Genomic DNA, 25,408 nt, shown 5'->3' with positions numbered 1-25,408 from the left:
AAAAGCTGACGATTTCGCGTCACGAGCGAGAAACATAGTCAACATAATTTCTTCGTCGGACAGCGTTCCATCGACGTTGAATTGCGCCCGCTTATCGATACAGGTCTGAGTCAGAAGTCGACATAACGGGAATCTGTGGCGTTCATGGCGTTGGGTAACAAGTCGTCCGGCCCGCCTCCCGCAGCGGGCTGGAGCATTTCGGCCAAGGACGTTCCGTCCGCTCTTGATTTCTACCTCAACGGGATCAGCGACTGGTACGGGGTGTCGGAGATCGACCACGGCCAGGCCTTCTTCACCGACAACATCGTCTATCAGTTCGGCCCGTATGTGCTCGGTCGGGGACGATCCGTCGGGCAGGTGCTCGTTCGCGGGCCGGGCGAGATACGGCGTTCGGGCCTGGACAGCGTGGCGCTCATGCTGGACCTCGCCGGCATGAAGGGAGACGCCGACGGCGTCGACATCAACACGCCCGCGGGGTCTTTCCATCTGCGCGACCTGGCGCGCCCTTCCGCGCTCAAGGTCGGCGCGGTAGACGCCGTGGTCCTGGCCATGCCGCGAGACGTGGCGCCGCGCTGGCTGGTCGACCGGAACTTTCACGGCCTGACCATCGACGGCACGTCCCGGCTCAGCCGGTTGCTGACCGGACAGCTGATCGCACTTCTCGAGTCAGCACCGTCTCTCACCGTCGAGGATGGCTTGGCGAGCATCGAGGCCGCCCTCGTGCTGGCAGGACGGGCCTTCACGGACACAGGCCGCCTCAGCACCGATCAGACTGCGGCGGTCTACCGGGGCTTGCGATCCTCGGCCGTCGCCCTGATCGATCGGGCGGTCCACGATCCTCATTTCACGATCGGGTCCCTCACCCACGCACTGGGTGTCTCCAGAGCCACCCTGTTCCGGGCCTTCGCCCTGTCCGGGGGCGTCCAGCTCTACATCAAGCATCGGCGGCTCGAGTTCGCGCGTGAGGCCTTGCTGGCGCGGGTCGGCCGACGGCCCACCATCGGCGAGATCGCGCACGCTCACGGCTTCGTCAGCGAGTCCCACTTCAGCCGGTCGTTCCGGGATCATTATGGTCAGGCGCCCGGCGCAGTTCAATCGCCGGGGCCATCTGCGCGGCCGGCCTCCGATCAGGCCGGCATCCGCTACGATCTGGTGCTGGGGTGGATGAGCGGAAGCGACGGCCCGCGGGGGCGGGCCGAGAATGCCTTGGCTATCGAAGACGATTTGTCGTCCGACTGACAGCAGCGCCTCGCACCCTCCGTACAGAGACGAACTTACCGGCGGGCCGACTCGCCGAGGGTCCCGGCGAGCAGATCGCCCCCCAGGGTTGCGCACCCGGGGGCGTCGCCCTGCCGCACCACGACCAGGTTGCGCGACGGGACGATCAGCAGCATCGGACCGCCGGCTCCCAACGCGGCGACGGTGTCGGGAGGCGCGGAAGGAAACCTGAGAGCGCGCCCCCGCCCGAACGCGTCAGCTCCTGGTCGGACGTTCGACCACCAGAGCAGGCCGTTGGAGGGGGTTCAGTTCCTGCGAGGGGCGAGGAGGGTCTGGAGGATGTCCGCGCCGACGAACCGGCGAGCGTTCCAGCCTCCGCCGCCCGCCTCCAATTTCCGTGTGTTGTCTGACCGGACCGGCCCGCGCCCCCACGCGAAGCGTCGGCGTCGGCTTGCAGATGCTCAGGAAGCCGGCGGCCATGAGGGTGGCCATCCGGTCCTTCACCGCGTCGAAGTCGTCGGAGTCGCACAGGCCTCCTGAGAGCCTGTTGGTCCGTCCGGTGCGCGCGAGCGTGAGCCTGTTGCCCGGGCGGTAATCGCGCCAGCGAATCGGAAGGGAGGCGGCCGAGGCCTGTCGCCTCCTTCAGCGCCTCACCGGCATCTGATCGATGCTCCTACAGGGCCAGGCGGCTCCGTTCTGCGGACGGGCGCTAAGCAGAGACAGGGCTGCGGCCCGTTTCGCCACCCGGCCGAGGTCGACGGCAGGGAAAGGCGAAGACAGGGAACGCCCACTATCGGTCAGACATGCTCCCGCCGCCGCGCATTGATCCAGCATTCCAAGTACGCGACCGACATCAGCACTGCGTGAATATTTATCTTCGGATCTGGAACCAAGTTTCTATCATGTCATTTATAAGTACAGGCGTCACAGTCGACGACCTTTTTATGCATTGTTAACTTTACGCTCAACTTGCTGGCTCGGCATTTTACCCTTCCCGGGTAGTATGCTTTCCCGGTCCGCGTTGAACCGACGGTAGCCAGGCTTCCTACGTGCGTGCCCTCCGCTGCGTGAGGGCCGGTACGCCCTAAATTCGCGGCGGCGCTTCGAGGTAGCTATGTTGAAATCCGGCTTGATAGCGGCTGCGCTATTGGCGTCGAGCCAAACTGCGTACGCCCAGCAACCCGCCGGGGGCGGGCAGCTGCAGCAAATTCCGCCGTCCGCTCTCCCGCAGCGACCGGGTCCCGACATCCGAATTGAACACCCCGACGCGCCGACCGACGCGGTGGCGGAAGGTGCGCGCATCCGCGTGAATTCCCTGCGCGTCAAGGGCGCGACGCTGTTCCCGGAAGACGAATTGATCGCGGCCGCGGGTTTCACCCCGGGGAGCGATCTGACCCTGCCCGAACTTCGCAATCTGGCGGCCGGTATTACGCGCTTCTACAACAGCCGCGGCTATGTGCTGGCCCAGGCCTATCTGCCGGCGCAGGACGTCCTCGAGGGGGCCGTGACCATCGCCGTGATCGAGGGCCGATACGGCGCGATCAACGTACGCAACCAGTCCGGCGTGTCCGACGATGTGGCCCGGCGCATAACGGCCGGCCTGAACACCGGCGATCCTGTCGCGATCGCCCCGCTTGAACGCAGGCTGCTGCTTCTCTCCGACATTCCGGGCGTGCTCGTTCATTCGACGCTGTCTCCGGGCGCCGAGGTCGGGGCCGCGGACCTGACCGTGGACCTGGCCCGGGCGCCCCGACTCTCGGGCAGCCTCGAGGCTGACAACGCCGGCAACCGATACACCGGCGCCTACCGGTTCGGCGGCTCGGTCAACTACGCCAATGCGACGGGGTTCGGCGACTTGCTGAGCCTGCGCCTGCTCGCTTCGACGAAGGGTCTGGCCTATGGGCGCGCGGCCTGGCAGGCGCCGTTGGGCGATGCGACGGTGGGCGTCGCCTATACGCACATGCAGTATGAGCTCGGCCGCGAGTTTCGGGCGCTCGACGCCGGCGGCACGGCGGACATCTTCAGCGTCTTCGCCAGCTATCCGCTGATCCGCTCCCGGACCGCGAACCTCTACGCCCTGGCCAGTCTGGACGCCAAATATCTGACGGACGAAATCGGCCTGGTTTCACAGGTGTCCGACAAGGAGATACAGGCCGTGACCCTCGGCCTGCGCGGCGACTCCCGCGACGCCTTCGGGGGCGGCGGCTGGAACGCCGGATCGCTGTCGTGGACGTCGGGCGATCTGAACATCGAAAGCCCGCTGGAGCGGGCCGCCGATGCGATGAGCGCGCGCTCGCAGGGCGGGTTCAACAAGCTCCAGTACGCCGTGTCGCGCCTTCAGGCGGTCAGCGGACCGCTGTCGGTCTACGGCGCCGTTCGCGGCCAGATCGCCACCGACAATCTGGACAGTTCCGAGAAGATGGAGCTGGGCGGCGCCTATGCGGTGCGCGCCTATCCGGAGGGCGAGGCCTATGGCGACGAAGGCTATGTCGCGACGATCGAGGCGCGCCTTGAACTGGACCGATGGACCGGCGCCCTGCCGGGCCGGTTCCAGCTGATCGGCTTCGTCGATGCGGGCGAGGTGGACTTCGCCCATGACCCCTGGTTCGCCGGACCCAATCACGCCCGACGCAGCGGCGGCGGCATCGGACTGAACTGGTTCGGCCCGCAGAACCTGATCGTCCGGGCGTCCTACGCCCGCAGGTTCAACGACCAGATATCGACCTCCGGACCCGACGAGACGGGCCGGGCCTGGTTCCAGATCGTCAAGTTGTTCTGATGACCGTCCCGACCTGCCCTCCTCCCGCGCTCCTCCTGACAAGGACGTTCTGATGACCAGACTCCAGCACATGACCGCCAGCGGCGCCGTACGGGCCGGGGCCCGGAGCCTGCGCCGTCGCAAGGGCGTGCTGTCCGCGTCAACCGCTCTGGCGGGCATCGCCGCCTACGCCGTGATCGGACTGACTGTGTCGCTTTCCGTGGGAACGACGGCCCGGGCCCAGACCCTGCCCACCGGCGGAACGGTCGTCGCCGGCGGCGCGACCATCACCACCGGCCCCGGCACGATGACGATCAACCAGTCCACCCAGAACACGGCCATCAACTGGCAGAGCTTCTCGATCGGTCAGGGCGGCAGCGTCGTCTTCGTGCAGCCGAACAGCAGCTCGATCGCGCTGAACCGGGTGCTGGGCGCGGACGCATCTTCGATCTTCGGCAGCCTGACCTCCAATGGCCAGGTGTTCCTGATCAATCCGAACGGCGTGCTGTTCGGACAGGGGTCCCAGGTCAATGTCGGCGGGCTGGTCGCGTCCACCCTGGGCATGACGGACGCGGACTTCATGGCGGGCGACTACAGATTCTCGGGCAGCGGCGGGTCAGTGCTCAACCAGGGCACGATCATCGCCAACGGCGGCTACGTCGCCCTGCTGGGGGGGACCGTCAGCAATGAGGGCCTGATCCAGGCCAATCTGGGCACGATCACCCTCGCCTCGGGCGAAGCCATCACACTCGACGTCGCGGGCGACGGACTGCTCAACGTCGCCGTGGACAGGGGTGCGGCCAACGCCCTGGTCCAGAACGGCGGCATCCTGCAGGCCGACGGGGGCCGGGTGCTGATGACCGCCCAGGGGGCGGGCGAGCTGCTGAGGACGGTGGTGAACAACACCGGCGTGATTCAGGCCCGCACCATCGGCGAGCGCAACGGCGTCATCCTGCTGATGGGCGACATGCAGAGCGGCACGGTAAGCGTCTCGGGCGTGCTCGACGCCAGCGCGCCTGACGGCGGCGACGGCGGCTTCATCGAAACATCCGCCCGGACCGTGAATGTCGCGACCGGGACCCGCGTCACGACCGAGGCGCCCTCGGGCGCCGCCGGGACATGGCTGATCGACCCGGCTGATTTCACGATCGGCGCCGGCGGCAATATTTCCGGAGCCACCCTGTCCGCCCAGTTGGTGACCACCAATGTCGTCATCAGCACGATGACCGGGCCGGGCGCCAGCCTCCCGGGCAATGGCGACATCCACGTCAATGACGCGATCGCCTGGACCGCCTCCTCCACCCCGACGACGCTGACGCTGAACGCCAACCGCGACGTCAACATCAATGCCGCGATCACGGCCACCAATGGCAACCTGGTGGCCTGTTGCGGGCGCGACGTGAACGTCAATGCGCCCATCACCACGGTGAACGGCAGCGTCCTGCTGAACGCGGGGCAGAATGTGAATGTCTTCCACGCGATCACCACGACCGATGGCAATATCGCGCTGTGCGCGGGGCACGACGTCCACATCGACGCCGCGGTCACTCTCACCCGGGGCAGCACCATTCCCGCCCAGAGCCTCGGTCTTCCGGTCGGCCTGACCCTGATCGCCGGCGCGGACGGAACGGGTCCGGGCGTGGGCGGCGGCACCATCATCTTCAGCCCCCTGGCGCCGCCGGTCACCGTCACGGTCGCCCCGGTGACGATCAACTACAATCCGGTCTCCTACGCCGCCCCGACGGACTTCAGCACCCGCTTCGTCCTGACCGAGGGCGCGGCGCTGACTCAACGGATGCTGCTCTTCCCGGACGGCAGCCGGGTGTTTGACGGTACGACGGCGGCGGTTCTCACCGGGTTCAGGACCACCGCGACGTCAGGCCTGCCGACCGGGGTGACCCTCGTGGCGGGGCCCGCCGCCAGCGCGACGTTCGATTCCGCGGCGGTCGGCGCCGATGTCGGCATCACCTACAGCGGCTACACACTGGCAGGCCCTGACGCTGGCCGGTATGCCCTGGCCGGATCCTGCTGCGTGGCGACCTTCCGGACACGGGGGACGATCACCGCGGCTCCCCCTCCGCCTCCGCCGCCGCCGCCTCCGCCTCCGCCTCCTCCCCCGCCGCCGCCGCCCGTGACTCCGCCGGTGACGCCGCCGGTCGTTCCGCCTGTCGCACCGCCGCCGGTGACGCCGCCCGGGACGCCTTCGCCGTTCGTGCCTTATCCGACGATCAACTATCCCGTCGTGACGCCGACGCCGGAGTTGCCCCTGGACCTCGTCGATCGGGGCGTCCGGATGCCGCCGTATGAGGCGACCCCTGTCTCTCCGCCCGCCGAGGAGGTGATTGCGCGCCCCGCCCCGCCCACGCGGATCGCGCCGCCCGTCCCGGTCTATGTTCCCAAGCAGGACCGCAACTGACCATGGCGTCCACACCTCCGAAATGCGCCGCGCATGCCACGTCCCGCGGGTTCACCCCCCGTTGGCCAGGGCTGTGCGTGGTCGGAGGCCTGGCCCTGGGCCTCGCCTTTCCGCATCCCGGCCAGGCGTCCGAGCGAGCCTGGTCGCCTGACGGGCGCGACGCCGTCGTCTCACCGGCGGCGAGCGAGATTGCGGCCTGGATCAGCGAGACCGCCGACAATCAGGGGCTGCCGTTCCTCATGGTGGACAAGGTCAATGCCCGGGTGCTCGCCTATGACGGCGACGGGCGGTTGCTGGGCTCAGCCCCCGTCCTGCTGGGCCTGTCGCGCGGCGACGTCTCCCCGCCGGGAATCGGCGACCGTCCGCTGTCCGCCATCGGTCCCGAAGACCGGATCACGCCGGCGGGACGCTTCCTCGCTTCGATGGGCGAGAACCTCGGCGGCAAGGGCATTCTGTGGATCGACTACGACGCCGCCCTCTCCCTGCATCCGGTCGTTACGACCCGGGCGGCTGACCGCCGGCTGGAGCGCCTCGGCACGGCGACCGCGCAGGACAACCGGATCTCGTACGGGTGCGTGAACGTGCCGGTGAAATTCTACGAAGAGATCGTGCAGCCCGCCTTCACCGGGACGACCGGGATCGTCTACATCCTGCCCGAGCACCGCTCGCTTGCAGAGGTGTTCTTCCCGGCTCCCGCCGTGGCCGAATCCGCGTCAGGCGAAGACAGTCCGTCGACGGACTGAAGCCGCCGCGATCTACTCGCGTCGGTCGCCCTCGCGTCGATCCTCGCCTCGCATCCCGCCGTTCAACATCATCAACTCAAGGCGGATTTCCACCAGTCTGAGCTCGATCGAGCCGAGCGCCAGCAGGAGAACCGACGTCACCAGCGCGGCGGCTTCAAATCCGACCGCGACGATGGTCGACGGCAGGTTCAGCATCTGCCCGCCCAGCAGCGTCAGGACGAACGCGGCCGTACTGAAGACGACGCCAAAGGCACCGACGGCCTTGAGCAGCGAGTTCCGCGGGGCGCCCTTGTTGATCCGGCTGCCGGGTTTGCGACGGTCCCGCGCCCGGCGGTCGCCTGACCTTTGACGCTTCTCCGATGGCGGCTCGTCGTCGATTCGATCCGCGATCACCTGGGCTTCAACAGACATGGCTTCCCTCCCTATTCGATCAGCCGCGCACCGCCGGCGCGCGGACCCACACCCTTCGGCACGGGAACGGTCGTCGCGTCGTAGTCGGCGTTGACGAACAGCGACGGCGCGCCGGTGAGTTGCAGGCTGCGCGCCACGATGACGGTCCAGGCGCTGTCACGCGCGACGTCAGCCCTGCCCTGGACAACCAGTCGGGCGGTCGGCACGTAGATCACGCCCAGCAGGCTGTCGACGTTGTCGCTGGAGATGATGAAGTCCTGCCTGTTGTCGCGCGTGGCGCCCATCACGATGCCCGCATAGGCGCCGCTCGTTCGTCCCGACAGGCTCACCAGCGCATTGTCGATGAACTGGAATCGGGACGCCGTGTCGAAGAACAGAACGACATCGTCGCCCTGCAGGCGAGCCCCGTCCTTGACGATCAGACTTCCACGACTGAACCAGTGCTCGCCGGGTTCAAGAACGACGGCGGCGGTTCCCGAGATTTCCAGACCGCCGCAATGGATGCCGGGCCGGATACGAGTGACGCCGACCGCGAGCTTGAGCGGCTCGAGCACCGCGCCGACGACACAGTCGGCCAGCCCGCTCCGATCGAGATCCAGCGCGGCGAAGGGATCGGCGATCCGGGCCGCGCCGGTTCCGGGCGTGGGACTGATCGCCCCGCTGGCCGAGGTGACGGCCTGAACGGCGGCCGCCGTGATGGAGCCGCCCTCGACCAGAATGTCCCGGTTGGAGTGCACCATGCAGGCCGGCGCCGCGATCCGGCCGGTATCCGTGATGTTCAGAACCCTGGCGTTGGTGTCCGCCGTGACCAGCACGCACAGGGGAACCAGGCCGAGCGATGTGGCCGTGGCGTCGCCCTGGAAATTCCATCCCCCCGGAGGAAGCAGATTGGCGAAGAATGACGGGCGGTGGCCCCGAAGAAGGACCCGGATCGCGCGCTGCCCGCCCTGGTCGACAACCTCGTAGGTTCCCTCGAAGCTCGGCCCCTCAGACCAGTCGCTCATGGCCCCGGCGACGAAGGAGGCGGCGCGTTCCTTGGCCGCAGCGCCGTCGGTGGCCAGGGCGAGGGAGGGCGCCCCGGCCAGGGCGGCTGCGTCGGCGATGCTCTGCAGGCGGACTTTTGCCGTGTGAACGGCGAACAGGTCGACGGCGCCGACTCCGAGCAGGATCACCGCAGGCCCGATGAAGGCGAAGGCGAGGGCGATATTGCCTCGTGTGTCCGAGCGAAGCAGGCGGACGTGAATCCCCAGCCTGATCAGAAGACGCGCCACGGCCCTCATGCGGCCCGGTCCTTGCCGGAGTCGTGGACGGCGCCGCTGCGCTCCGCCCGGGAAGCGCGGAGGACATAGAGTATCTGATACGTCAGCAGCCGCCAGTTCAGGGGTTTGGTGACGAAGGACGTCGCTCCCAGCCGGAAGGCCCTATCAATGGCCTCGACGTCTTCCCGCCCTGTCTGAACGATGACGGCGATGTCCCGGGTTCGCGGATTGGCCCTGATGGCGGCGAGGGTGTCGAACCCGTCCATGACCGGCATCTCGAGATCAAGAAGAACGACGTCGTAGTCCTCCTTCAGCCGCTCCAACGCGTCCGCTCCGTGAACGGCGACATCGATACGGGCTTTCGGGGACGCGAGATTTACCTGGGCGAACTCGCGCAGAATGGGGTCGTCATCCACAAACAGGATCCGTGCGGACTCATCAAGGACGTAGAAAAAGTCGCCCACTACTCAACCCTTCGGGCCTTACGGGCCCCGCCGGACAGTCCCGACGACAGAAGCTTAAGGGAAGAGTCATTAAGCGTCCGTATCCTGAGACAAATCGGCAATCCGGGTGCTCGAAGTTGCTAAGTTCGAAGCCATATCGAAGCGGATCCATCCGCCGAAAGCTGATCGGGCTGGTGCTGTCCTCGCTTCTGACGACTTGCATCGTTACGGCAACGTTTGCGGTATGGCTTGACGCCCGGGATCAGTCCGCGCTCGAGACCCAGAGGCTGACGCAAACGGCGCGCGTCATCGCTTCGCTCGCGGCCGACCCCGTTCGTTCGGGAGATTCCTCGGGGGCCTTCACCGCCATCAGATCCATCGGCCAGATGCCGGACATCACCTATGCCCGCATCACCGGAACCGGGGGGCGCCTGCTGGCCGAGACGGGAGGCGGCGTCCGCCTGACGTCCGACGCCACGATCGGGCGGAGCGGCGCGGCGTCCTTCTGGTCCGTCCTGAGAAGCGGCACGCTTCAGGCGACAGCGCCCGTGATGAGCCAGGGCGCCCAGGTGGGGGAGATCACCCTTCTGAGCCAGGCGCCGGGACTCAAGTCCCGCATTCTCGCCGCGGTCCTGACCAGCCTCGCCGGCGCCGCGGTTGCGCTTCTGGCGGGACTGATGATCGCGCTCCGGCTGGCGCGCCGGATAAGCACCCCGATCGTACAACTGGCCGCCTTCACCAGCGACGTCCGGCACTCCGGCGATTTCGCGCGGTCGCCGGAAATCGCGGCCGACGGCGAGGTGGGCGAACTGGTGTCGGGCGTGCGGGCGATGATGGAGGATATCCGGGTCCGGGACGACCGCATTGCCGCTCACGTCGCCGGCCTCGAACAGGAGGTATCGGCCCGAACCGCAGAGCTTCGGGTGGCCAAGGAGACGGCCGAGGCGGCGACCGCGGCCAAGTCCGACTTCCTGGCGGTCATGAGCCACGAAATCCGGACGCCCATGAATGGCATCCTCGCCCTGAGCGAACTCCTCTCCGGCTCAGACCTCGCGCCTCGCCAGCGCAGGTACGCGGACGTCATCGCCAAGTCGGGCAAGTCGCTGCTGGCGATCATCAATGACATCCTCGACTTCTCCAAGGTGGAGGCGGGCAAACTCGATCTTGAAGATGTCGAGTTTGATCTCACGGAGGCCGCGGAGGACGTGGCCGGCCTGTTCACCGAGCGCGCCCGTGAAAAGCGGCTCGATCTGGCTGTCTATGTCGATCCCGCCCTGCCCCGTGTCTGCGGCGATCCGACCCGGCTCCGGCAGATCCTCGGCAACCTCACCAACAATGCGATCAAGTTCACCGAGAGCGGAGGCGTTCTGATCACGATCGAGGCGGACAGCGAACGGCCGGAGGGGTACGTCCTGGGGGTCCTCGACACCGGTCCCGGGATACCGGAGGACAAGCTGCCGGACCTTTTCCAGGCCTTTTCGCAGGCCGACCAGAGCACGACCCGAAAGCACGGCGGTACCGGCCTCGGGCTGACGATTTGCGACCGCCTTGTTCAGGCCATGGACGGCGAATGGCGTCTGCGCAGCCGCCTTGGCGAGGGCTCGCTGTTCGCCTTCGCCGTGTCGCTGCGGACGGCCCCGGGCAGCGTCGGTCTCGCGGCGGAACCGACCGCCATGTCGGCCTCCGTCGAGGGCGTAGGGCCCATGTCCGAACGCGCCTTGCGCCGCTACCTGGCGGATTTCGGCATCGGCGCGGCTCCGGCCGGACAGGCGACAGAGGCGGCGTTCCACGGACCGGATCAACCGGTCCTGGGCGTCCCGACCGTCGTGGTCGCCGGGGGCGACGTTCAGGCTCCCCCGGGAACGTGTGTCCTGCAGACCCCGATCCGCCGGAGCGAAATCGAGGCGATCGCGCGCCAGCTGCGCGCAGGTCAGCCGCTGGCCGTGCCGCAAGGCAGAGGCGGCGATTTCCAGTCGGTCCAGTTCCCCGGCGTCCGGGTTCTGGTGGTCGACGATTCCGAGGTGAACCGTGAGGTCGCCGGCGAGGCGCTGGACCGGCTGGGAGCCTCCGTAACGCTCGCTGAAGACGGGCTTCAGGCGGTGGAGCGCCTCAGGACCGAAAGCTACGATCTGGTCCTGATGGATGGCTCGATGCCCAATCTCGACGGGTTCGAGGCGACGATGATCATTCGGGCCGAAGAGGCGGCCCGGAACCGTCCGAGATCGACGATCCTGGCCCTGACCGCTCACGTGGTCGGAACCGCGGCCGGCGCCTGGGAGGCCGCGGGCATGGACGGGGTGATCTACAAGCCGTTCACCATGGGCGACCTCGCCGACGCTCTTGGCGCTCATTGCCCCGAATTCGCGCAACGCGGGGAAACCGCCCCGGCGGTGGAGACCATAGCGGCTGTGGACACAGGCCTTTTCGACCCCGTCGTTCAGGCTGAGCTGCAGGCCATGGCCCTCAACGGCCGGCCCGATTTCGTCGCCAAGGTCGAGGGCCTCTATGCGACCAATGCACCCCTGCGTCTGTCCGACCTCCGGCAAGCGGTCGAGACCGGGAACACCGACGAAGCCGCGCGCGCCGCGCACGCCCTCAAATCGATGAGCCTGAGCCTGGGCGCGGCAGCGGTGGCAAAGGCGGCGGCCTCGGTGGAGAATGCGGCGCGTGGGGGGAACGGCGCCCGCCTGGACGTCGACGCCCTTGCCCTGGTGCTGGATCAAACATTGTCCAGTATCGCCGCGCGCTCCTCGGAGCCCCCGGCGTCGGATTCGAAGTCCGCGACCGTGGAGGAGGATCTGGCGGCCGCCCTGGAGGGCGGGCATCTGAGGCTCGTTTATCAACCCATGATGGATCGGGACGGGGCCTTCGCCGGCAAGGTCGAGGCCCTCGTCCGCTGGACCTGCCCCGAGCGAGGCGTGCGGAGTCCGGATGAGTTCATACCCGCCCTTGAAGCCGCCGGCGCGATCAGGCGGCTGACGGATTTCGTCATGGAAAGGGCGATGCAGGAGGGCGTGGCGCGACGGGACCTCCGAATTTCGGTCAACGCGTCCGCGGACGAGTTTCAGTGCGATGATTTTGCGGACCGGGTCGCCAGGGCCGCCGCGCGGACAGACTACCCGCTCGAGCAAATCGAGATCGAGGTCACCGAAACCGCGATCCTCGACATTGAACGGGCGCGACCGACCCTCGAGCGGCTCGAAACCATGGGGGTGGGGGTCGCGCTGGATGACTTCGGTTCCGGGTACACCAGCCTTCACGCGCTGAGACGTCTCCAGTTCGCCACGCTGAAGATCGACAGAAGCTTTATCACACGGTGTTGCGAGGACACCGCGTCGGCCGCCATCATCCATGCCGTGATCGGCGTTGGTCGGGCCCTGGGCATGAAAATCGTCTGCGAGGGCGTGGAGACCGAAGAGCAGTTCCGGTTCCTGCGGACCGCCGGCGTCCACTATATTCAGGGCTACTACTACCGCCGTCCCTGCGACTTCCAGGACCTTCCCGTTTCCGAAGTCAGGGCTGCCGCCTGATGTGCGTTCCCGCCCCCCGACCTGTCAGTAAAGGAGTCTCGCAATGTCCATGATCCTCGTCGTTGACGACGACCCGACCGTCCGCATGATCGCGGCCGAAATTCTGACGACTGCGGGGCACCAGGTAATCGAGGCGGCAGACGGCGACGAAGCCCTCACGCTGGTCGCCGCGAACGCCTTTGACCTCGTCGTTCTGGACATGCTCATGCCCAACAAGGACGGGCTGGAAACGATCGTCGAGCTGCGGCGCGCCCGGCCGCAGATACGAATCCTGGCGATCTCGTCAGGCGGACGCATGGACGCGAGCCAACTGTTGCGCATGGCGCTGGTGTTCGGGGCCGACGAAACCATGGCCAAGCCCCTGCGCAGCGAGGCCTTCAGTGAAGCCGTCTCGCGCCTGCTTTCCAGGGCGGGCGTCGAGCCCGATCCCAAGAGCGTGGCCGCTGAACTGTCGGCGGCCCCCGGCGTTCGCGGGCGTTCGTTCTGATCGACCCGTCCCGGCGACGGGAGCGATAACGCAGCGGGGCCGCCCTCAGACGGTCCGACGGTCCTTCAACAGGATCATCAGATAGCGGACCCCGTTGGCCGCCGCCGGCGGGAGGCGGTCGGCGCGCATATTGACCTCCGCCGGCGCCTTCTGACGCCGTTCCCGACGCTGACTTCGCGCCGCGACCCGCTTTCGGTCACGACGGATTTCACCACCCGTCAAGGATCTCATCGCAGGTGGCCGTTTCGATCTGCTGGCCATACCGGTCGTGATAGAGGCTGACCGTCGCGTCGTGGGTTTCGTTCGAGGAACTGCACAGGGCGTCCACGGCGATGACGACCCGATAGCCCAGGTCCACCGCGCCCAGGACCGTCGCCAGCACGCAAACATCCGTTTCACCCCCGCTGACGACCAGGGTGTCCGCGCCGCGCTCGCGCAGCAGTCCTTGCAGGTCGCCGCTGAGCCATGGCGAATACACACGCTTGTCGAAGACGAGGGCGGGCGGCGTGAAAAGCGCCAGCTCGGGGACCAGATCGACCAGGCCCGGCTCCAGGGCCTCCAGCGTCATCGACGACCAGCGCTCGTAATACCCGCGCCAGGTTCCGACGCCCTCCCCCGGCCGCGCCGCCGGGATGAAGCGGGTGAAGCAGGTCCGTTCCGGTCCATGCTCGCACAACCGCACGACCTCGGGCAGGACACGGCGGATCCACGGAGTCCGCCATGCTGTCTCCTCGGCAAACAGGCGCTGCATGTCCACGCACAGGTGAACCGCCGAACTCGGTATGGCTCCTTGGGTCAGTCCGGTTGTCTCCGCCATGGGCGCTCAACGCCGCATGACGGGGCGGGTTTCCATGGCGGAGTCTCAGGTCCCCGGCTGGACGTAGGGGGTCAGGGCGAAGAAGCGGCGTTCGGCTCCGCGGGGATCGTTCTCGAGACGGGCCTCGACATCGAGCACCATGGTTTCGCGATCCGTAAGCCCGTAGGGGCGCCAGGCGGGGAGTCCGGGATGGTTCGGATCGCCAGAGCGGGCGAAGGCGATGAAGGCGTCGCTGAGGCGGTCGGCGACCGTCTGCGCGTCGACGCCCGCGACCCGCGATCCGGCCGCGGCGACGTTGTCGAACGCCAGGGGGATGTCCACCGTGTGGAACGCCTGCTGCTGAACTGCGGCATCGGCCTGATCACCCCGCCCGTGGGGTCCGTGCTGTTCGTCGGCAGCGCCATCGGGGGCATACCGATGACCCGGGCGCTGAAAACGATCTGGCCGTTCTGGCTGGCCTGCGCGACTGTGTTGATGCTCGTCACCTTCGTCCCGGCCCTGTCGCTCTGGCTTCCGGCCATGATGAAATAGGCCGGGAGCCGCCCGGTCCGGCCAGCCGTCGGTCGATCGGAAGTTGCCGTTGGACGGACGGCGGCCACACCGGCTATCTGCATGCATCAACCCATGCCGGGCCAACCGCCGGAGCGACCTCATGAGCGCGTCCTCGATCTCCGCTCGCGACGGCTGGCGCTTCTGGATCGATCGCGGCGGAACCTTCACCGACATCGTCGCCCGCGCGCCGGGCGGACGACTCGAGACCCGCAAACTGCTGTCCGACAATCCGGAGCAGTATGCCGACGCCGCGGTCGAGGGCGTGCGCCGCATCCTGGACGCCGCGCCGGGGCCGCTGCCCGAGGGCCGCGTCGACGCCATCCGCATGGGCACAACGGTGGCGACCAACGCCCTGCTGGAACGCAAGGGCGAGCCGACGCTGCTGGCCATCACGCAAGGCTTCGGCGACGCCCTGCGCATCGGCTGGCAGAGCCGGCCCGACATCTTCGCCCGCCATATCGTGCTCAACGAACAGCTCTACGACCGGGTCGTCGAGATCGGCGAACGCGTCCGCGCCGACGGAACGGTCGAACAGGCGCTGGACGAGGACCGGGCCCGCGCCGACCTGACGGCGGCTCATGCGGCCGGCCTGCGGGCCGTCGCCATTGTGCTGATGCACGGCTGGCGCTTCACCGATCACGAGACCCGGCTGGCGGAGATCGCGCGCGAGGTCGGGTTCGAACAGGTCTCGGTCAGCCATGAGGTCGGGGCCCTGATCAAGCTGATCGGGCGCGGCGACACCACCGTGGCGGACGCCTATCTGTCGCCGATCCTGCGCGCCTATGTCGACCGCGTCGGCGCCAATCTGGGCGAGGCGACGCCGTTGTTGTTCATGCAGTCCAGCGGCGGGCTGACGGCCGCCGGCGCCTTCCGGGGCAAGGACGCCATCCTGTCCGGACCCGCGGGCGGCGTGGTCGGCATGGCCGAGACGGCCGCCGCCGCGGGCTTCGACCGGGTCATCGGCTTCGACATGGGCGGCACCTCGACCGACGTGTCGCATTTCGCCGGCGACTATGAGCGGACCTCGGACGCCGTCGTGGCCGGGGTCCGGCTGCGCGCGCCCATGCTGAGCATCCATACCGTGGCCGCGGGCGGCGGGTCGATCTGCCGCTTCGACGGGTCGCGCTTGCGGGTCGGTCCCGAGTCTGCCGGCGCCGTGCCCGGTCCGGCTGCCTACCGCCGCGGCGGCCCGCTGACGGTGACCGACTGCAACGTCATGCTGGGAAAGCTGCGGCCCGATCAGTTCCCCGCCGTGTTCGGACCGGACGGGGACCAGCCACTGGACGCCGATGCGGTGCGGGAAAAATTCGAGACGCTGGCCGCCGAGGTCGCGCGCGCCACGGGCCGCGATACGACGCCGGAAACCCTGGCAGAGGGGTTCGTCACCATCGCCGTGCAGAACATGGCCGAGGCGATCAAGTCGGTTTCGATCCAGCGCGGCTATGACGTGACCCGCTATGTGCTGAACTGTTTCGGCGGCGCCGGGGGCCAGCACGCCTGCCTCGTGGCGGACGCGCTGGGGATGACGCGGGTCATGCTGCATCCCTTCGCCGGGGTGCTGTCGGCCTACGGCATGGGCCTGGCCGACGTGCGGGCTATACGCCAGGCCACCGTGGCGGCCCCGCTGGAGCCGGCCGGCGATGCGGCCCTGAGCGAGCGGGCCGAGGCCCTGAGCGCCGACGCGCGCGGCCTGCTGACCGCGCAGGGCTTCGCCGACGGCTTGACCACCACCGTCGTGCGCGCCGAGATCAAATTCGCCGGGTCGGACACGCCGCTGTCCGTGCCGTTCGGGCCTGCCGACGGGATGTGGGCGGCGTTCGAGGCCCTGCATCGCCAGCGCTTCGGCTTCTTCGCCGAGGACAAGGCGCTGGTGGTCGAGACGCTGGAAGCCGAGGCCGTCGCGGCATCGGATCAGGCCGCGTCGACGCCCTTCGCAGGAGGATCGGACGGGGCGCCATCCGCCGTCGCCCGCGTGCCCGTGCGGATGGCGGGAGTCGACCGCGACACGCCCGTCTACCGCCGCGACGCCTTCGGACCGGGGGCCTCGGTCGATGGTCCGGCCGTCATCCTCGAGGACACCGGCACGACGGTGCTGGAGCCCGGCTGGCGCGCCACGGCGGACGAGGCGCTGAACCTGATCCTCGCCCGCGTGACCGCCCTGCCCGCCCGCACGGCGCTGGGCACGGACGCCGATCCGATCATGCTCGAGGTGTTCAACAGCCGCTTCATGGCGGCGGCCGAACAGATGGGCGAGGCGCTGCGGGCCACGGCCTATTCGGTCAACATCAAGGAACGGCTCGACTTCTCCTGCGCCGTGTTCGACGCGACCGGCGCCCTGATCGCCAATGCGCCGCACATCCCGGTCCATCTGGGCTCGATGGGCGAGAGCATCCGCACCGTGATCCGTTCGCGAGGCGATGCGGCCGACGGCCGGGGCCTGCTGCGCGGCGACGTCTACATGCTGAACGCCCCCTACAACGGCGGCACCCACCTGCCCGACATCACCGTCATCATGCCGGTCTTCCTGGGGGCCGACGACGCACCCGCCTTCTTCGTCGCCGCCCGGGGCCATCACGCCGACGTGGGAGGAACCACCCCCGGATCGATGCCGCCCTCGTCGAGGACGGTCGAGGACGAGGGCGTGCTGATCGACGACTTCCTGCTGATCGACGCCGGCCGGTTGAGGGACGCCGAAACGCGGGCCCTGTTCGCCTCGGGCCGCCATCCGTCGCGCAACGTCGGGCAGAACATGGCCGACCTGAAGGCCCAGGTCGCATCCTGCGCGCGGGGCGCCGACGAGCTGACGCGCATGGTCGCCGAGTTCGGGCGCGAGGTGGTCGCCGCCTATATGGGCCACATCCAGGATAACGCCGAGGAAGCGGTCCGACGCGCCATCGCCGCCCTGAAGCCGGGCGTCTTCGAACTGGAAATGGACGACGGGGCGGTCATCCGGGTGCGCATCGATGTGGACCCGGCGGCCCGCAGCGCCGTCGTCGACTTCACCGGGACCAGCGACCAGCGGCCGAACAATTTCAACGCGCCCCTGTCGATCACCCGGGCCGCCACCCTCTATGTGTTCCGCACCCTGGTGGACGACGCCATCCCGCTGAACGAGGGCTGTCTGAAGCCGATCCGGCTGATCGTGCCGGAAGGGTCGATGCTGAACCCCCGCTATCCCGCCGCCGTCGTCGCCGGAAACGTCGAGACCAGCCAGGCCGTGGTCGACTGCCTGTACGGCGCGCTGGGCGTACTGGCCGCCAGCCAGGGGACGATGAACAATTTCACCTTCGGCGACGACGCCCGGCAGTATTACGAGACCATCGCCGGGGGCTCCGGCGCCGGCCCCGGCTTCGACGGCGCCTCGGCGGTGCAGACGCATATGACCAACAGCCGCCTGACCGATCCGGAGGTGCTGGAGACCCGCTTCCCGGTCCTGCTCGAAGAGTTCTCGATCCGCCGCGGCTCGGGCGGAGACGGCGCGAACCGGGGCGGCGACGGGGCGGTGCGACGGGTGCGGTTCCTCGAGCCCCTGACGGCGGCGATCCTGTCCAACCATCGCCGCACGGCGCCCTTCGGCGCGGCCGGGGGCGAGAACGGGGCGATGGGCGTCAACCGCATCGAACGGGCCGACGGCGGGCGCGAGGCCCTGGGCTCGACCGCCGAGGTTCGCATGGGTGTCGGGGACGTCTTCGTCATCGAGACCCCGGGCGGCGGCGGGTACGGGCCGAAAAAAGCTTCCTGAACGGCGCAATCGGCGCAACCATCCACGGAGGGGGAGAATCCGAATGCTTGTGCTTCTGGGGATCGCGGTCGTCGTGCTGGGCTTCATCGCCCGCATCAATCCGCTGCTGGTCATATTGCTCGCCGCCATCGTTACGGGGGTGGCGGCGGCGGTCGCGCCGGGCGTCGACGCCCGCGCGCTGGGGCGGGCGGCGATCGACACGCTCGCGGCGTTCGGCGACGCCTTCAACGACAACCGCTATTTCCACATCACCTGGCTGGTCCTGCCCGTCATCGGCCTGCTGGAGCGCGCCGGGCTGCAGGAGCGGGCCCGGCTGCTGATCGCGCAAGTCAGGGCCGCGACGGCGGGGCGGCTGCTGATCAGCTATCTCGTGGTGCGCCAGGCGACGTCGGCCCTCGGCCTGACCTCGCTGGGCGGCCACCCGCAGATGGTCCGGCCTCTGGTGGCGCCGATGGCCGAGGGCGCGGCCGAGGTCCAGGCGGGCGGAACGCTGCCGGACGCGCTGCGCTTCCGCATCCGCGCCATGTCCGCCGCGACCGACAACATCGGCCTGTTCTTCGGCGAGGACATCTTCATCGCCATCGGCTCCATCGTCCTGATGGTCGGCTTCCTCGAACAGGCCGGGATCATCGTCGAGCCCCTGCAGATGTCGGTCTGGGCCATCCCGACGGCCATCGCCGCCTTCGCCGTCCACGGCGCCCGGCTGCTGCTGTTCGACCGCTCGGTGAAGCGTGACATCGCGACGGCCGCCGAGACCGGAGCGGCGCAATGATCACCCTGGACCACGCCTATGTGCTGGTGGGGTTGATGTTCGGCGCCTTCGCCGTGCTGACGCTCGGCGACCGGGCGCATCCCACGCGCATCCGCAGCGCCGTCTTCTGGGGTCTGGTCGCGGGGTCGATGCTGTTCGGTTCGTGGCTGGGCGGGCTGGGGAACGGCGTGCTGGTGCTGGCCCTCGTGGCCGTCGGGGGGCTGAAGAAGCTGGGCGTCGGACATCCGCCGACCACCACGCTGGAAGAGCGGCGCGAGGGCGCCCTGCTTCGCGGCAACGCCCTGTTTATTCCCGCCCTGATCGTGCCGCTGGTCGCGGTCGGAGGCACCCTGGCGGCCAAGCATACGGGCGCGGGCGCGTGGCTGCTTTCGTCGACCCAGACGACGCTGATCGCGCTGGGCCTGGGCTGCATCATCGCCCTGTTCGCCGCCATGGCCTGGCTGCGGCCGCCGGTGATGGCGCCGGTGCAGGAAGGGCGGCGACTGATGGACTCCATCGGCTGGGCCGCCCTGCTGCCGCAGATGCTGGCCTCGCTGGGGGCCGTGTTCCTCGCCTCCGACGTGGGCGGCGTGGTGGGCCAGATGGTCAGCCAGGCCGTGCCCCTGACCTCGCCGCTGCTGGCGGTCGTCGTCTACTGCCTCGGCATGGCGCTGTTCACCGTCATCATGGGCAACGCCTTCGCCGCCTTCCCGGTGATGACCGCCGCCATCGGCCTGCCGTTCGTGGTCGTCCAGTTCGGCGGCAATCCCGCCATCGTCTGCGCCATCGGCATGCTGGCCGGCTTCTGCGGCACGCTGATGACGCCCATGGCGGCCAATTTCAACGTCGTGCCGGCCAACCTGCTGGAGCTGCCCGACCGCGACTCGGCCCTGAACGGGGTGATCCGGGCGCAGATCCCCACCGCCCTGATCCTGCTGGGGATCAACATGGCGCTGATGTACGCCTTCGCCTTCAGGTTCTGAACATGACCCACAGCCTCGACGCCGCCACCGCCTCCCGCTTCGCCTCGGCGGCGCTGGGTCATGTCGCCCGCGAATATCCGAACAAGATGGACCACGTCCTCGCCGGACCCGGCGACGTCGAGGGACCGAGGGCGCTGCACCCGATCTTCTTCGGCAGCTTCGACTGGCATTCCTGCGTCCACGGCTGGTGGACGTTGTTCACGCTGCTGCGGCTGCACCCCGACATGCCGGAAGCGGCGCGGATCCGGGCGCTGGCCGACGAGCTGTTCACGCCGGAAAACGTGGCGGCCGAAACCGCCTACCTGCAGCGCCCGGAAAGCCGCGGGTTCGAGCGGCCCTATGGCTGGGCGTGGCTGCTGATGCTGGCGGCGGAGCTGGAGCGGCACGGGGACAGGCGGGCCGATGCCCTGCGCCCGCTGACGCTGGCCCTCGCCGGGCGGTTCACCGAGTTCCTGCCGCTGGCCGACTATCCGGTCCGGGTCGGAACCCATTACAACACCGCCTTCGCCCTGAGACTGACGCTCGACTACGCCGAGGCCGTCGGCGACGCCGTCCTGGCCGCGCTGTGCCGCGAGCGGGCCGTGCGCTGGCATTCCGGCGACCGCGACTGTCAGGCGTGGGAGCCGTCGCAGGACGAGTTCCTGTCGCCGGCCCTGATGGAAGCCGTGCTGATGCGACGGGTGATGACGGGGGACGCCTTCGCCGCGTGGTTCGACGCCTTCCTGCCCCGGCTTGAGCGGCGCGAGCCCGCGACCCTGTTCCAGCCCGCCGGCGTCAGCGACCGGTCCGACGGCAAGATCGCCCATCTGGACGGCCTCAATCTGAGCCGGGCCTGGTGCTGGCGCGAGATCGCCTCCGCGCTGGACGCCGGCGATCCCCGGCGCGCCCTGGCGACTGAAGCCGCACGCATGCATCTGGGCGCCGCCCTGCCCCATGTGACCGGCGACTATATGGGCGAGCACTGGCTGGCCAGCTTCGCCCTGCTGGCCCTGCTGGCCGGCGAGTAGACGGGACGCCGCGGCGACCGGACTAGCGAACGGCGGCGTAGCTGGTGGCGGCGTCGCGATAGCGGGCGTGCTCCCGGGCCGTCATGCAGCGCGGCGTGCTCCACGCCGGATCGGAGCCCCGGACCGACAGCGCCTCACGGGCCGTGACGAAAACCGGAGGAGCGCCGTGTTCGCGGGTGAAGGCGCGGCGGGTCGCGGCGTCCGTGCCGCAGATCACAACGGCGCGCGCCGGGGCCCTGGCGGCCGGCTGATCGAGGTCGGACGCGCTGACCAGTCCGGCGGGAAGAATCGCCGCCGCGGCGAAGGCGGCAAGGCCGACAAGGGGGGCGAAAGCGCGCATTCCAGTCTCTCCCGATGGCCTGAAACAGTCAGGACCCGGAGGAATAATGCGCTCTTTCTTCGCATTGTAAAGATTATGCGACGGTTAGAAGTATGAAGTTTGACAGTTTCCCCGCCTGCGGACGTTACAGCGCCGCCTGTCAGGCCATGCAGGCTCCCGCGGACAAGGCGCCCTCGACGTTCAGGGTGGCGTCGGCGTTCTTGACCACGCCGAGGCTGCACACGGTCAGGCGGTGGTCGGTTTCGAGCGCCGCCAGCCATGCGAACAGAGGTCCGGAGCGGACGCGGGCCAGTTGGAAGCCCAACTGGCCGGACGGGCTCATGACGGTGACCACCTCCAGCCCCGCGGCTGCGGCGGTGCGACGGATCAGGGGATCCAGACCCTCGACCGGGGGCCGGGCCGGGGCGCGGAGCGGACCAAGGGCCGCGACCGCGGCGCGCACCTCGGCGAGCGTTTCGGACGAGGCGGCGGCGCGGTCGGCGGCGGCGCGTCTCCAGGCCAGGACCGGCTGCACCACCCCGAGCCAGATGATCGTGGCGGTCAGCAACCCGGCCATGACCATCAGCATTCGGCGCTCGCGCAGGGTGCGGCCGCTGAACCAGAACGCGAGGGGCCCTGTGAACCGGGTCATCGGGCGCTTCCGATCGTGATGTCGCTGACGATGCGGCCGCGGTCATCGAGGGTGCCGGTTTCGGTGATCTCCAGGCCATGGGCGCGCATGGCCCGGCCGATGGCCTGCATGTCCTGATAGTCGGCATGGGTGACGCTGGCCTTCATGCCGGCGGCGGGATCGACGATCAGAAGGTCCAATTCGGCGCCCTCGACGCCCTCGACGGCCGCGAACAGGGCCGCGGCCGCGCCGACGACCCCGCCGGGCGGAGGGGCGGCGCGGACCCGCTGGCGCAGGGCCTCGACCGGATCGGGACGGGCTGCGAGATCGGGGGCGACGCTGGCGATCCCGGCGCGGGCCTGCTCAGCGGCCTTGCGAGCGTCGATGTCATCCCGGGCGGCCGCGGCGCCGACCAGCACGAGGGGGGAGACGGCCAGCAGGCCGGCGAGAGCCGAAGCCAGGGCCCAACCGCGCCGGGCCGTTCCGCGGGCCCGGTCCTGCGAGGACAGGAGGTTGACGAGCGGCGACAGGGCGGCGTCGATCAGGGCGCGCTCGACCGCGCCGGCGTCCGCGATCGGCTCGACCCGACGCGCGCCGGCGACCAGCTCGACCAGATCGGGCTGGACGCTCGCGGCGAAACCCCGCCCCCGCAACGCCGTGGACGGTCCGAAGGCGACGGCGTTGAGGCGGCCGTCCTCGTCGGGCTCGGGCACGGTCAGTGCGTCGGGGACGATGGCGTCGGCGCGTACGCCGAGAGCCTCGAGATAGTCGGTCCAGGCCTGAAGCAGGGACAGGCCGACGACGGCGACGAGACGGGGCCGGCCCGCCGCGGGCACGGGTCCCAGCGCCACGGCCAGCCGGTCGGCGGGCGCCGCCAGCGAATCCTTCAGCATCCACAGGGCGGCGGCGCGTTGCTGGACCGGGCCGCCAGCGGGCAGGTCGAGCCAGCGGAGGATGACGTCGGCGCCGGGCGCGACGGCCACGGTGCGCATGGGCTCGGGGCGCTCGACGGCGTCGAGCTCCAGCAGGCCGCGCTCGCGCACCATGCCATCGGCGATGAACAGATAGGGCGCGGGTTCGCTGCCTAGGCTCGGAATCAGGATCAGACGGGTCGGTTTCATTCTTCGGGGGTCCAGCGTTGGATCACGGTGCGGACGCGGCCGTCGGAGCCGGCCTCCAGCAGGGCGGTGCGGACGGCGTGGGAGCCGCCCAGTTCGACATCGACACGCAGGTCGAAGAAGCGGGTCAGGACGGTGATCTGGTCGCGCGCCTCGGCGTCGAGCGGCAGCGTCGCCAGGGCCGGCTGGGCCCAGAAGGCGGCGGAATCGGGCCAGCCGTCGCGGGGCCGGGCCGCGATCACCGCCCGAGCCCGCTGCGGCGGAAGGGCGCCGCCGGTCAGCATGGTCAGCAGCGGCGCCTGCTCCGGCGTCAGGGTGTTCACGTTCAGCGGCGACAGGCGCGAGGTCGGCAGGGCGCAGACGTAAGGGCGCAGACGGCGGTACGTATCGGCATCGACGCCCTTGACCGCGCGCAACTCGCTGACCTCGGCGAGCAGGACGCCGCCGGTGCGATAAGGCCTGGCGAGGCCGGCGTAGGCGCCGTCTTCCGCGCCCAGCGGCAGGGGCGTGGTGTCGGCGTCGAGCCAGTCGGTCAGGGCGTCGGCGATGGCCTTGAGGCGGCTGTCGGGGGCCCCGACGGCGCGGCCGAGCGCGCGGAACTGGGCCGCGCCGAGCGGACGGGCGGTCAGGTCCTCGCCGACGCCGAGCACGAGGCTGTTCAGGTTGAAGCAGGCCTGACCGTCGGTGACGGTCGCGGCGATGGTTCCGCCGTCGATGGGGAAGCTGAGGGTCCGGCCGTTCCATTGCGGATCTAGCGGCGTGCGCGACGGACCGGCGGCGAGCAGGCGCGTGATCTGGCCGCGGGCGAGGGTTTCGGCGCCGGCGGCGTACCACTGGGCCTGGCTCTGCGTCTCGACATTGGTCGCGCGGCGCACCGAGAAGCGGACGTCGTCGAGGATGGCCACCGCCACCACCGACATGACGGCGACCAGCAGCAGGACCGTCAGCAGGGCCATGCCCTCGCGCTCGCGCCGCGACCGGCTCATCGGCCGCTCCCGACGAGGAACAACTGGTCGATGCGGCCATAGCCCTGGACCGTCATTCCAATGCGCACCGCGTCGGGCAGCGGACGGTCGATACTGGAGATGAAGGCCGGCGCCGCCTCGCCGTCGCGGACGAAGCCGACTGTGACGTCGCGCACGCCGCGGTACAGCACCTGCGGCGGCCCGGGGCGGGCGCCGTCGAGATGGCTGGAGACGCGGCGTTCCAGCCGGTCCCCGACCAGCCGGTATTCGACCCGCTGCAGCGACGGCCGCGCCTGTTCTCCGGGGTTGCTCCAGCCCGCGCGGGTGAGGACGAGGATGGGGTCGCCGGGCGCCGTCGCCCCGACCATGGGCTGGGGCACGGGCCGGCCGGTGGGGCCGCGCGAGCGCCGGCCGGTGGCCTGGCCGAGGTCGGTGCGCAGCAGGCCGCGCATGCGCTGCAGGTCGCCGACGCGGTCGCTGGCGGCCTTGACCGCGAACCGGTTGTCGATGGTCACGCCCAGCACGGCCGCGCCCGCCGCCGCGATCATGGCGAAGATCATCAGCGAGACCAGAACCTCGACCAGGGTGAAGCCCGCCCGCCGGGTCATGACGCGCGCGACCGGAACAGGGTGCGTTCGGCGGCCTGACCCTCGGCGTCGCTGACGCGGACGTCGATGCGCAGCATGCCGGCGACGTCAGTGGCGGCGACGACCCGGGTCCAGTTCCAGCGACGGCCCGCCAGTTCGACCTGACCCGCGGACGTCCCCTCTCCGATAACCGGCATCGTCGCCGCCTCGACCGCCAGGTTCTCGGCCACGACGCCGCCGAGGGTGCGGGTCTCGACGCGCGCCGCGGAGCGGGTGTTCTCGCCCGAGAGGTTGAGCAAGGCCATGGCGGCGAGGCTGAACACGGACAGGGCGACCAGCATTTCGATCAGGGTGAAACCCTGTCTGGTCTCAGAATTCCCGATCATCCCGGCGAAAGCCGGGACCCGGTTCCTTGAGCGATCGGCCGCACAGGGTGCGCACCGAAAGCGATCCCGAAAAGTCCGCCCCACGAAAGGACCGGGTCCCGGCTTTCGCCGGGATGATCGGAAAGTCGGGAAAATCATCGGAGGGGGACCTCCCCCGCCCCCGAAAGCCGGGACCCGGTTCCTTGAGCGATCGGCCGCACAGGGTGCGCACCGAAAGCGATCCCGAAAAGTCCGCCCCACGAAAGGACCGGGTCCCGGCTTTCGCCGGGATGATCGGAAAGTCGG

The 25,408-nt window shown here is 69.3% G+C and carries 22 protein-coding genes; 11 read left to right on the top strand and 11 right to left on the bottom strand.

Annotation, left to right across the window (positions count from 1 at the left end):
• Positions 1–144 precede the first annotated feature (144 nt).
• From ASD25_RS27040 to ASD25_RS27025, 4 genes are all read left to right on the top strand, one after another.
• Positions 145–1,239 (top strand): helix-turn-helix domain-containing protein, encoded by a 1,095-nt coding sequence (locus ASD25_RS27040; RefSeq protein ID WP_055831365.1) that lies wholly within the window; start codon positions 145–147, stop codon positions 1,237–1,239.
• 1,285 nt (positions 1,240–2,524) lie between these two features.
• Positions 2,525–3,997: a ShlB/FhaC/HecB family hemolysin secretion/activation protein gene (locus tag ASD25_RS27035; RefSeq protein WP_235561791.1), complete on the top strand. Its 1,473-nt coding sequence runs from the start codon at positions 2,525–2,527 to the stop codon at positions 3,995–3,997.
• Between the two features lie 52 nt (positions 3,998–4,049).
• Positions 4,050–6,392 (top strand): filamentous hemagglutinin N-terminal domain-containing protein, encoded by a 2,343-nt coding sequence (locus tag ASD25_RS27030; RefSeq protein ID WP_055831371.1) that lies wholly within the window; start codon positions 4,050–4,052, stop codon positions 6,390–6,392.
• A 77-nt stretch (positions 6,393–6,469) separates the two neighbouring features.
• Complete coding sequence (locus ASD25_RS27025) at positions 6,470–7,135, top strand: L,D-transpeptidase (protein ID WP_235561792.1); 666 nt, start codon at positions 6,470–6,472, stop codon at positions 7,133–7,135.
• 12 nt (positions 7,136–7,147) lie between these two features.
• On the opposite strand, the gene ASD25_RS27020 is transcribed toward ASD25_RS27025, so the two are convergent.
• Genes ASD25_RS27020 through ASD25_RS27010 form a run of 3 tightly spaced genes read right to left on the bottom strand, consistent with a single transcriptional unit; the run spans position 7,148 to position 9,269 of the window.
• A complete protein-coding gene (locus ASD25_RS27020; RefSeq protein ID WP_055831373.1) occupies positions 7,148–7,546 on the bottom strand; it encodes a hypothetical protein in 399 nt (132 codons plus the stop codon).
• Positions 7,547–7,557: 11 nt separating this feature from the next.
• Positions 7,558–8,817, bottom strand: coding sequence for a pilus assembly protein TadG-related protein (locus ASD25_RS27015; RefSeq protein WP_162246632.1), 1,260 nt, complete (start codon positions 8,815–8,817; stop codon positions 7,558–7,560).
• 5 nt (positions 8,818–8,822) lie between these two features.
• Positions 8,823–9,269, bottom strand: a complete 447-nt coding sequence (locus tag ASD25_RS27010) for a PleD family two-component system response regulator (protein ID WP_055831377.1) — start codon at positions 9,267–9,269, stop codon at positions 8,823–8,825.
• Positions 9,270–9,634: 365 nt separating this feature from the next.
• On the opposite strand from ASD25_RS27010, the gene ASD25_RS27005 reads away from it, so the two are divergent.
• Positions 9,635–12,778 (top strand): EAL domain-containing protein, encoded by a 3,144-nt coding sequence (locus tag ASD25_RS27005; RefSeq protein ID WP_055831379.1) that lies wholly within the window; start codon positions 9,635–9,637, stop codon positions 12,776–12,778.
• A 43-nt stretch (positions 12,779–12,821) separates the two neighbouring features.
• A complete protein-coding gene (locus tag ASD25_RS27000) occupies positions 12,822–13,265 on the top strand; it encodes a response regulator (RefSeq protein ID WP_055831381.1) in 444 nt (147 codons plus the stop codon).
• 208 nt (positions 13,266–13,473) lie between these two features.
• Here the strand turns inward: ASD25_RS27000 and ASD25_RS26995 are convergent, their stop codons facing one another.
• On the bottom strand, positions 13,474–14,082 hold the full coding sequence (locus tag ASD25_RS26995) for a cysteine hydrolase family protein (RefSeq protein ID WP_082560149.1): 609 nt from the start codon (positions 14,080–14,082) through the stop codon (positions 13,474–13,476).
• Positions 14,083–14,127: 45 nt separating this feature from the next.
• Positions 14,128–14,403: a carboxylesterase family protein gene (locus tag ASD25_RS31440; RefSeq protein WP_055831385.1), complete on the bottom strand. Its 276-nt coding sequence runs from the start codon at positions 14,401–14,403 to the stop codon at positions 14,128–14,130.
• Between the two features lie 3 nt (positions 14,404–14,406).
• On the opposite strand from ASD25_RS31440, the gene ASD25_RS31435 reads away from it, so the two are divergent.
• The 5 genes from ASD25_RS31435 (at position 14,407) to ASD25_RS26965 (ending at position 21,117) form a co-directional block, all read left to right on the top strand.
• On the top strand, positions 14,407–14,613 hold the full coding sequence (locus ASD25_RS31435; RefSeq protein ID WP_055831388.1) for a TRAP transporter large permease subunit: 207 nt from the start codon (positions 14,407–14,409) through the stop codon (positions 14,611–14,613).
• Between the two features lie 121 nt (positions 14,614–14,734).
• Entirely contained in the window at positions 14,735–18,376 is a 3,642-nt protein-coding gene (locus ASD25_RS26980) for a hydantoinase B/oxoprolinase family protein (RefSeq protein WP_055831390.1), read from the top strand.
• Positions 18,377–18,419: 43 nt separating this feature from the next.
• A complete protein-coding gene (locus ASD25_RS26975) occupies positions 18,420–19,148 on the top strand; it encodes a DUF969 domain-containing protein (RefSeq protein WP_055831392.1) in 729 nt (242 codons plus the stop codon).
• On the top strand, positions 19,145–20,110 hold the full coding sequence (locus ASD25_RS26970; protein ID WP_055831395.1) for a DUF979 domain-containing protein: 966 nt from the start codon (positions 19,145–19,147) through the stop codon (positions 20,108–20,110). The genes ASD25_RS26975 and ASD25_RS26970 overlap by 4 nt, the downstream gene beginning before the upstream one ends.
• 2 nt (positions 20,111–20,112) lie before the next feature.
• Entirely contained in the window at positions 20,113–21,117 is a 1,005-nt protein-coding gene (locus ASD25_RS26965) for a DUF2891 domain-containing protein (RefSeq protein ID WP_055831397.1), read from the top strand.
• Positions 21,118–21,139: 22 nt separating this feature from the next.
• On the opposite strand, the gene ASD25_RS26960 is transcribed toward ASD25_RS26965, so the two are convergent.
• The 6 genes from ASD25_RS26960 to gspI all read right to left on the bottom strand — a co-directional run bounded on the left by ASD25_RS26960 (position 21,140) and on the right by gspI (position 25,123).
• Positions 21,140–21,457, bottom strand: a complete 318-nt coding sequence (locus tag ASD25_RS26960) for a hypothetical protein (protein ID WP_055831399.1) — start codon at positions 21,455–21,457, stop codon at positions 21,140–21,142.
• 139 nt (positions 21,458–21,596) lie between these two features.
• On the bottom strand, positions 21,597–22,088 hold the full coding sequence (gspM, locus tag ASD25_RS26955; RefSeq protein WP_055831402.1) for a type II secretion system protein GspM: 492 nt from the start codon (positions 22,086–22,088) through the stop codon (positions 21,597–21,599).
• On the bottom strand, positions 22,085–23,188 hold the full coding sequence (gene gspL / locus ASD25_RS26950; RefSeq protein WP_055831404.1) for a type II secretion system protein GspL: 1,104 nt from the start codon (positions 23,186–23,188) through the stop codon (positions 22,085–22,087). The genes gspM and gspL overlap by 4 nt, the downstream gene beginning before the upstream one ends.
• A complete protein-coding gene (gene gspK / locus ASD25_RS26945; RefSeq protein ID WP_055831406.1) occupies positions 23,185–24,171 on the bottom strand; it encodes a type II secretion system minor pseudopilin GspK in 987 nt (328 codons plus the stop codon). The genes gspL and gspK overlap by 4 nt, the downstream gene beginning before the upstream one ends.
• Positions 24,168–24,758, bottom strand: coding sequence for a type II secretion system minor pseudopilin GspJ (gene gspJ, locus ASD25_RS26940; RefSeq protein ID WP_082560151.1), 591 nt, complete (start codon positions 24,756–24,758; stop codon positions 24,168–24,170). The genes gspK and gspJ overlap by 4 nt, the downstream gene beginning before the upstream one ends.
• On the bottom strand, positions 24,755–25,123 hold the full coding sequence (gene gspI / locus ASD25_RS26935; RefSeq protein ID WP_055831408.1) for a type II secretion system minor pseudopilin GspI: 369 nt from the start codon (positions 25,121–25,123) through the stop codon (positions 24,755–24,757). The genes gspJ and gspI overlap by 4 nt, the downstream gene beginning before the upstream one ends.
• Between the last annotated feature and the right edge of the window lie 285 nt (positions 25,124–25,408).

The organism is Brevundimonas sp. Root1423, from assembly GCF_001426805.1.
Note: the sequence above shows the minus strand (reverse complement) of the source record. Positions and strands in the feature narration are given on the sequence as shown.

Excerpts from the sequence above, each read along its gene's own strand:
- ASD25_RS26995 (WP_082560149.1), bottom strand. The coding sequence starts at position 14,082 with ATGGCGGAGACAACCGGACTGACCCAAGGAGCCATACCGAGTTCGGCG.
- ASD25_RS26975 (WP_055831392.1), top strand. The coding sequence starts at position 18,420 with ATGCTTGTGCTTCTGGGGATCGCGGTCGTCGTGCTGGGCTTCATCGCC.
- ASD25_RS26965 (WP_055831397.1), top strand. The coding sequence starts at position 20,113 with ATGACCCACAGCCTCGACGCCGCCACCGCCTCCCGCTTCGCCTCGGCG.
- ASD25_RS27040 (WP_055831365.1), top strand. The coding sequence starts at position 145 with ATGGCGTTGGGTAACAAGTCGTCCGGCCCGCCTCCCGCAGCGGGCTGG.
- ASD25_RS27020 (WP_055831373.1), bottom strand. The coding sequence starts at position 7,546 with ATGTCTGTTGAAGCCCAGGTGATCGCGGATCGAATCGACGACGAGCCG.
- gspJ (WP_082560151.1), bottom strand. The coding sequence starts at position 24,758 with ATGACCCGGCGGGCGGGCTTCACCCTGGTCGAGGTTCTGGTCTCGCTG.
- gspM (WP_055831402.1), bottom strand. The coding sequence starts at position 22,088 with ATGACCCGGTTCACAGGGCCCCTCGCGTTCTGGTTCAGCGGCCGCACC.
- ASD25_RS27005 (WP_055831379.1), top strand. The coding sequence starts at position 9,635 with ATGCCGGACATCACCTATGCCCGCATCACCGGAACCGGGGGGCGCCTG.
- gspI (WP_055831408.1), bottom strand. The coding sequence starts at position 25,123 with ATGATCGGGAATTCTGAGACCAGACAGGGTTTCACCCTGATCGAAATG.
- ASD25_RS26960 (WP_055831399.1), bottom strand. The coding sequence starts at position 21,457 with ATGCGCGCTTTCGCCCCCCTTGTCGGCCTTGCCGCCTTCGCCGCGGCG.
- ASD25_RS26980 (WP_055831390.1), top strand. The coding sequence starts at position 14,735 with ATGAGCGCGTCCTCGATCTCCGCTCGCGACGGCTGGCGCTTCTGGATC.
- gspK (WP_055831406.1), bottom strand. The coding sequence starts at position 24,171 with ATGAGCCGGTCGCGGCGCGAGCGCGAGGGCATGGCCCTGCTGACGGTC.
- ASD25_RS26970 (WP_055831395.1), top strand. The coding sequence starts at position 19,145 with ATGATCACCCTGGACCACGCCTATGTGCTGGTGGGGTTGATGTTCGGC.
- ASD25_RS27030 (WP_055831371.1), top strand. The coding sequence starts at position 4,050 with ATGACCAGACTCCAGCACATGACCGCCAGCGGCGCCGTACGGGCCGGG.
- gspL (WP_055831404.1), bottom strand. The coding sequence starts at position 23,188 with ATGAAACCGACCCGTCTGATCCTGATTCCGAGCCTAGGCAGCGAACCC.
- ASD25_RS27000 (WP_055831381.1), top strand. The coding sequence starts at position 12,822 with ATGTCCATGATCCTCGTCGTTGACGACGACCCGACCGTCCGCATGATC.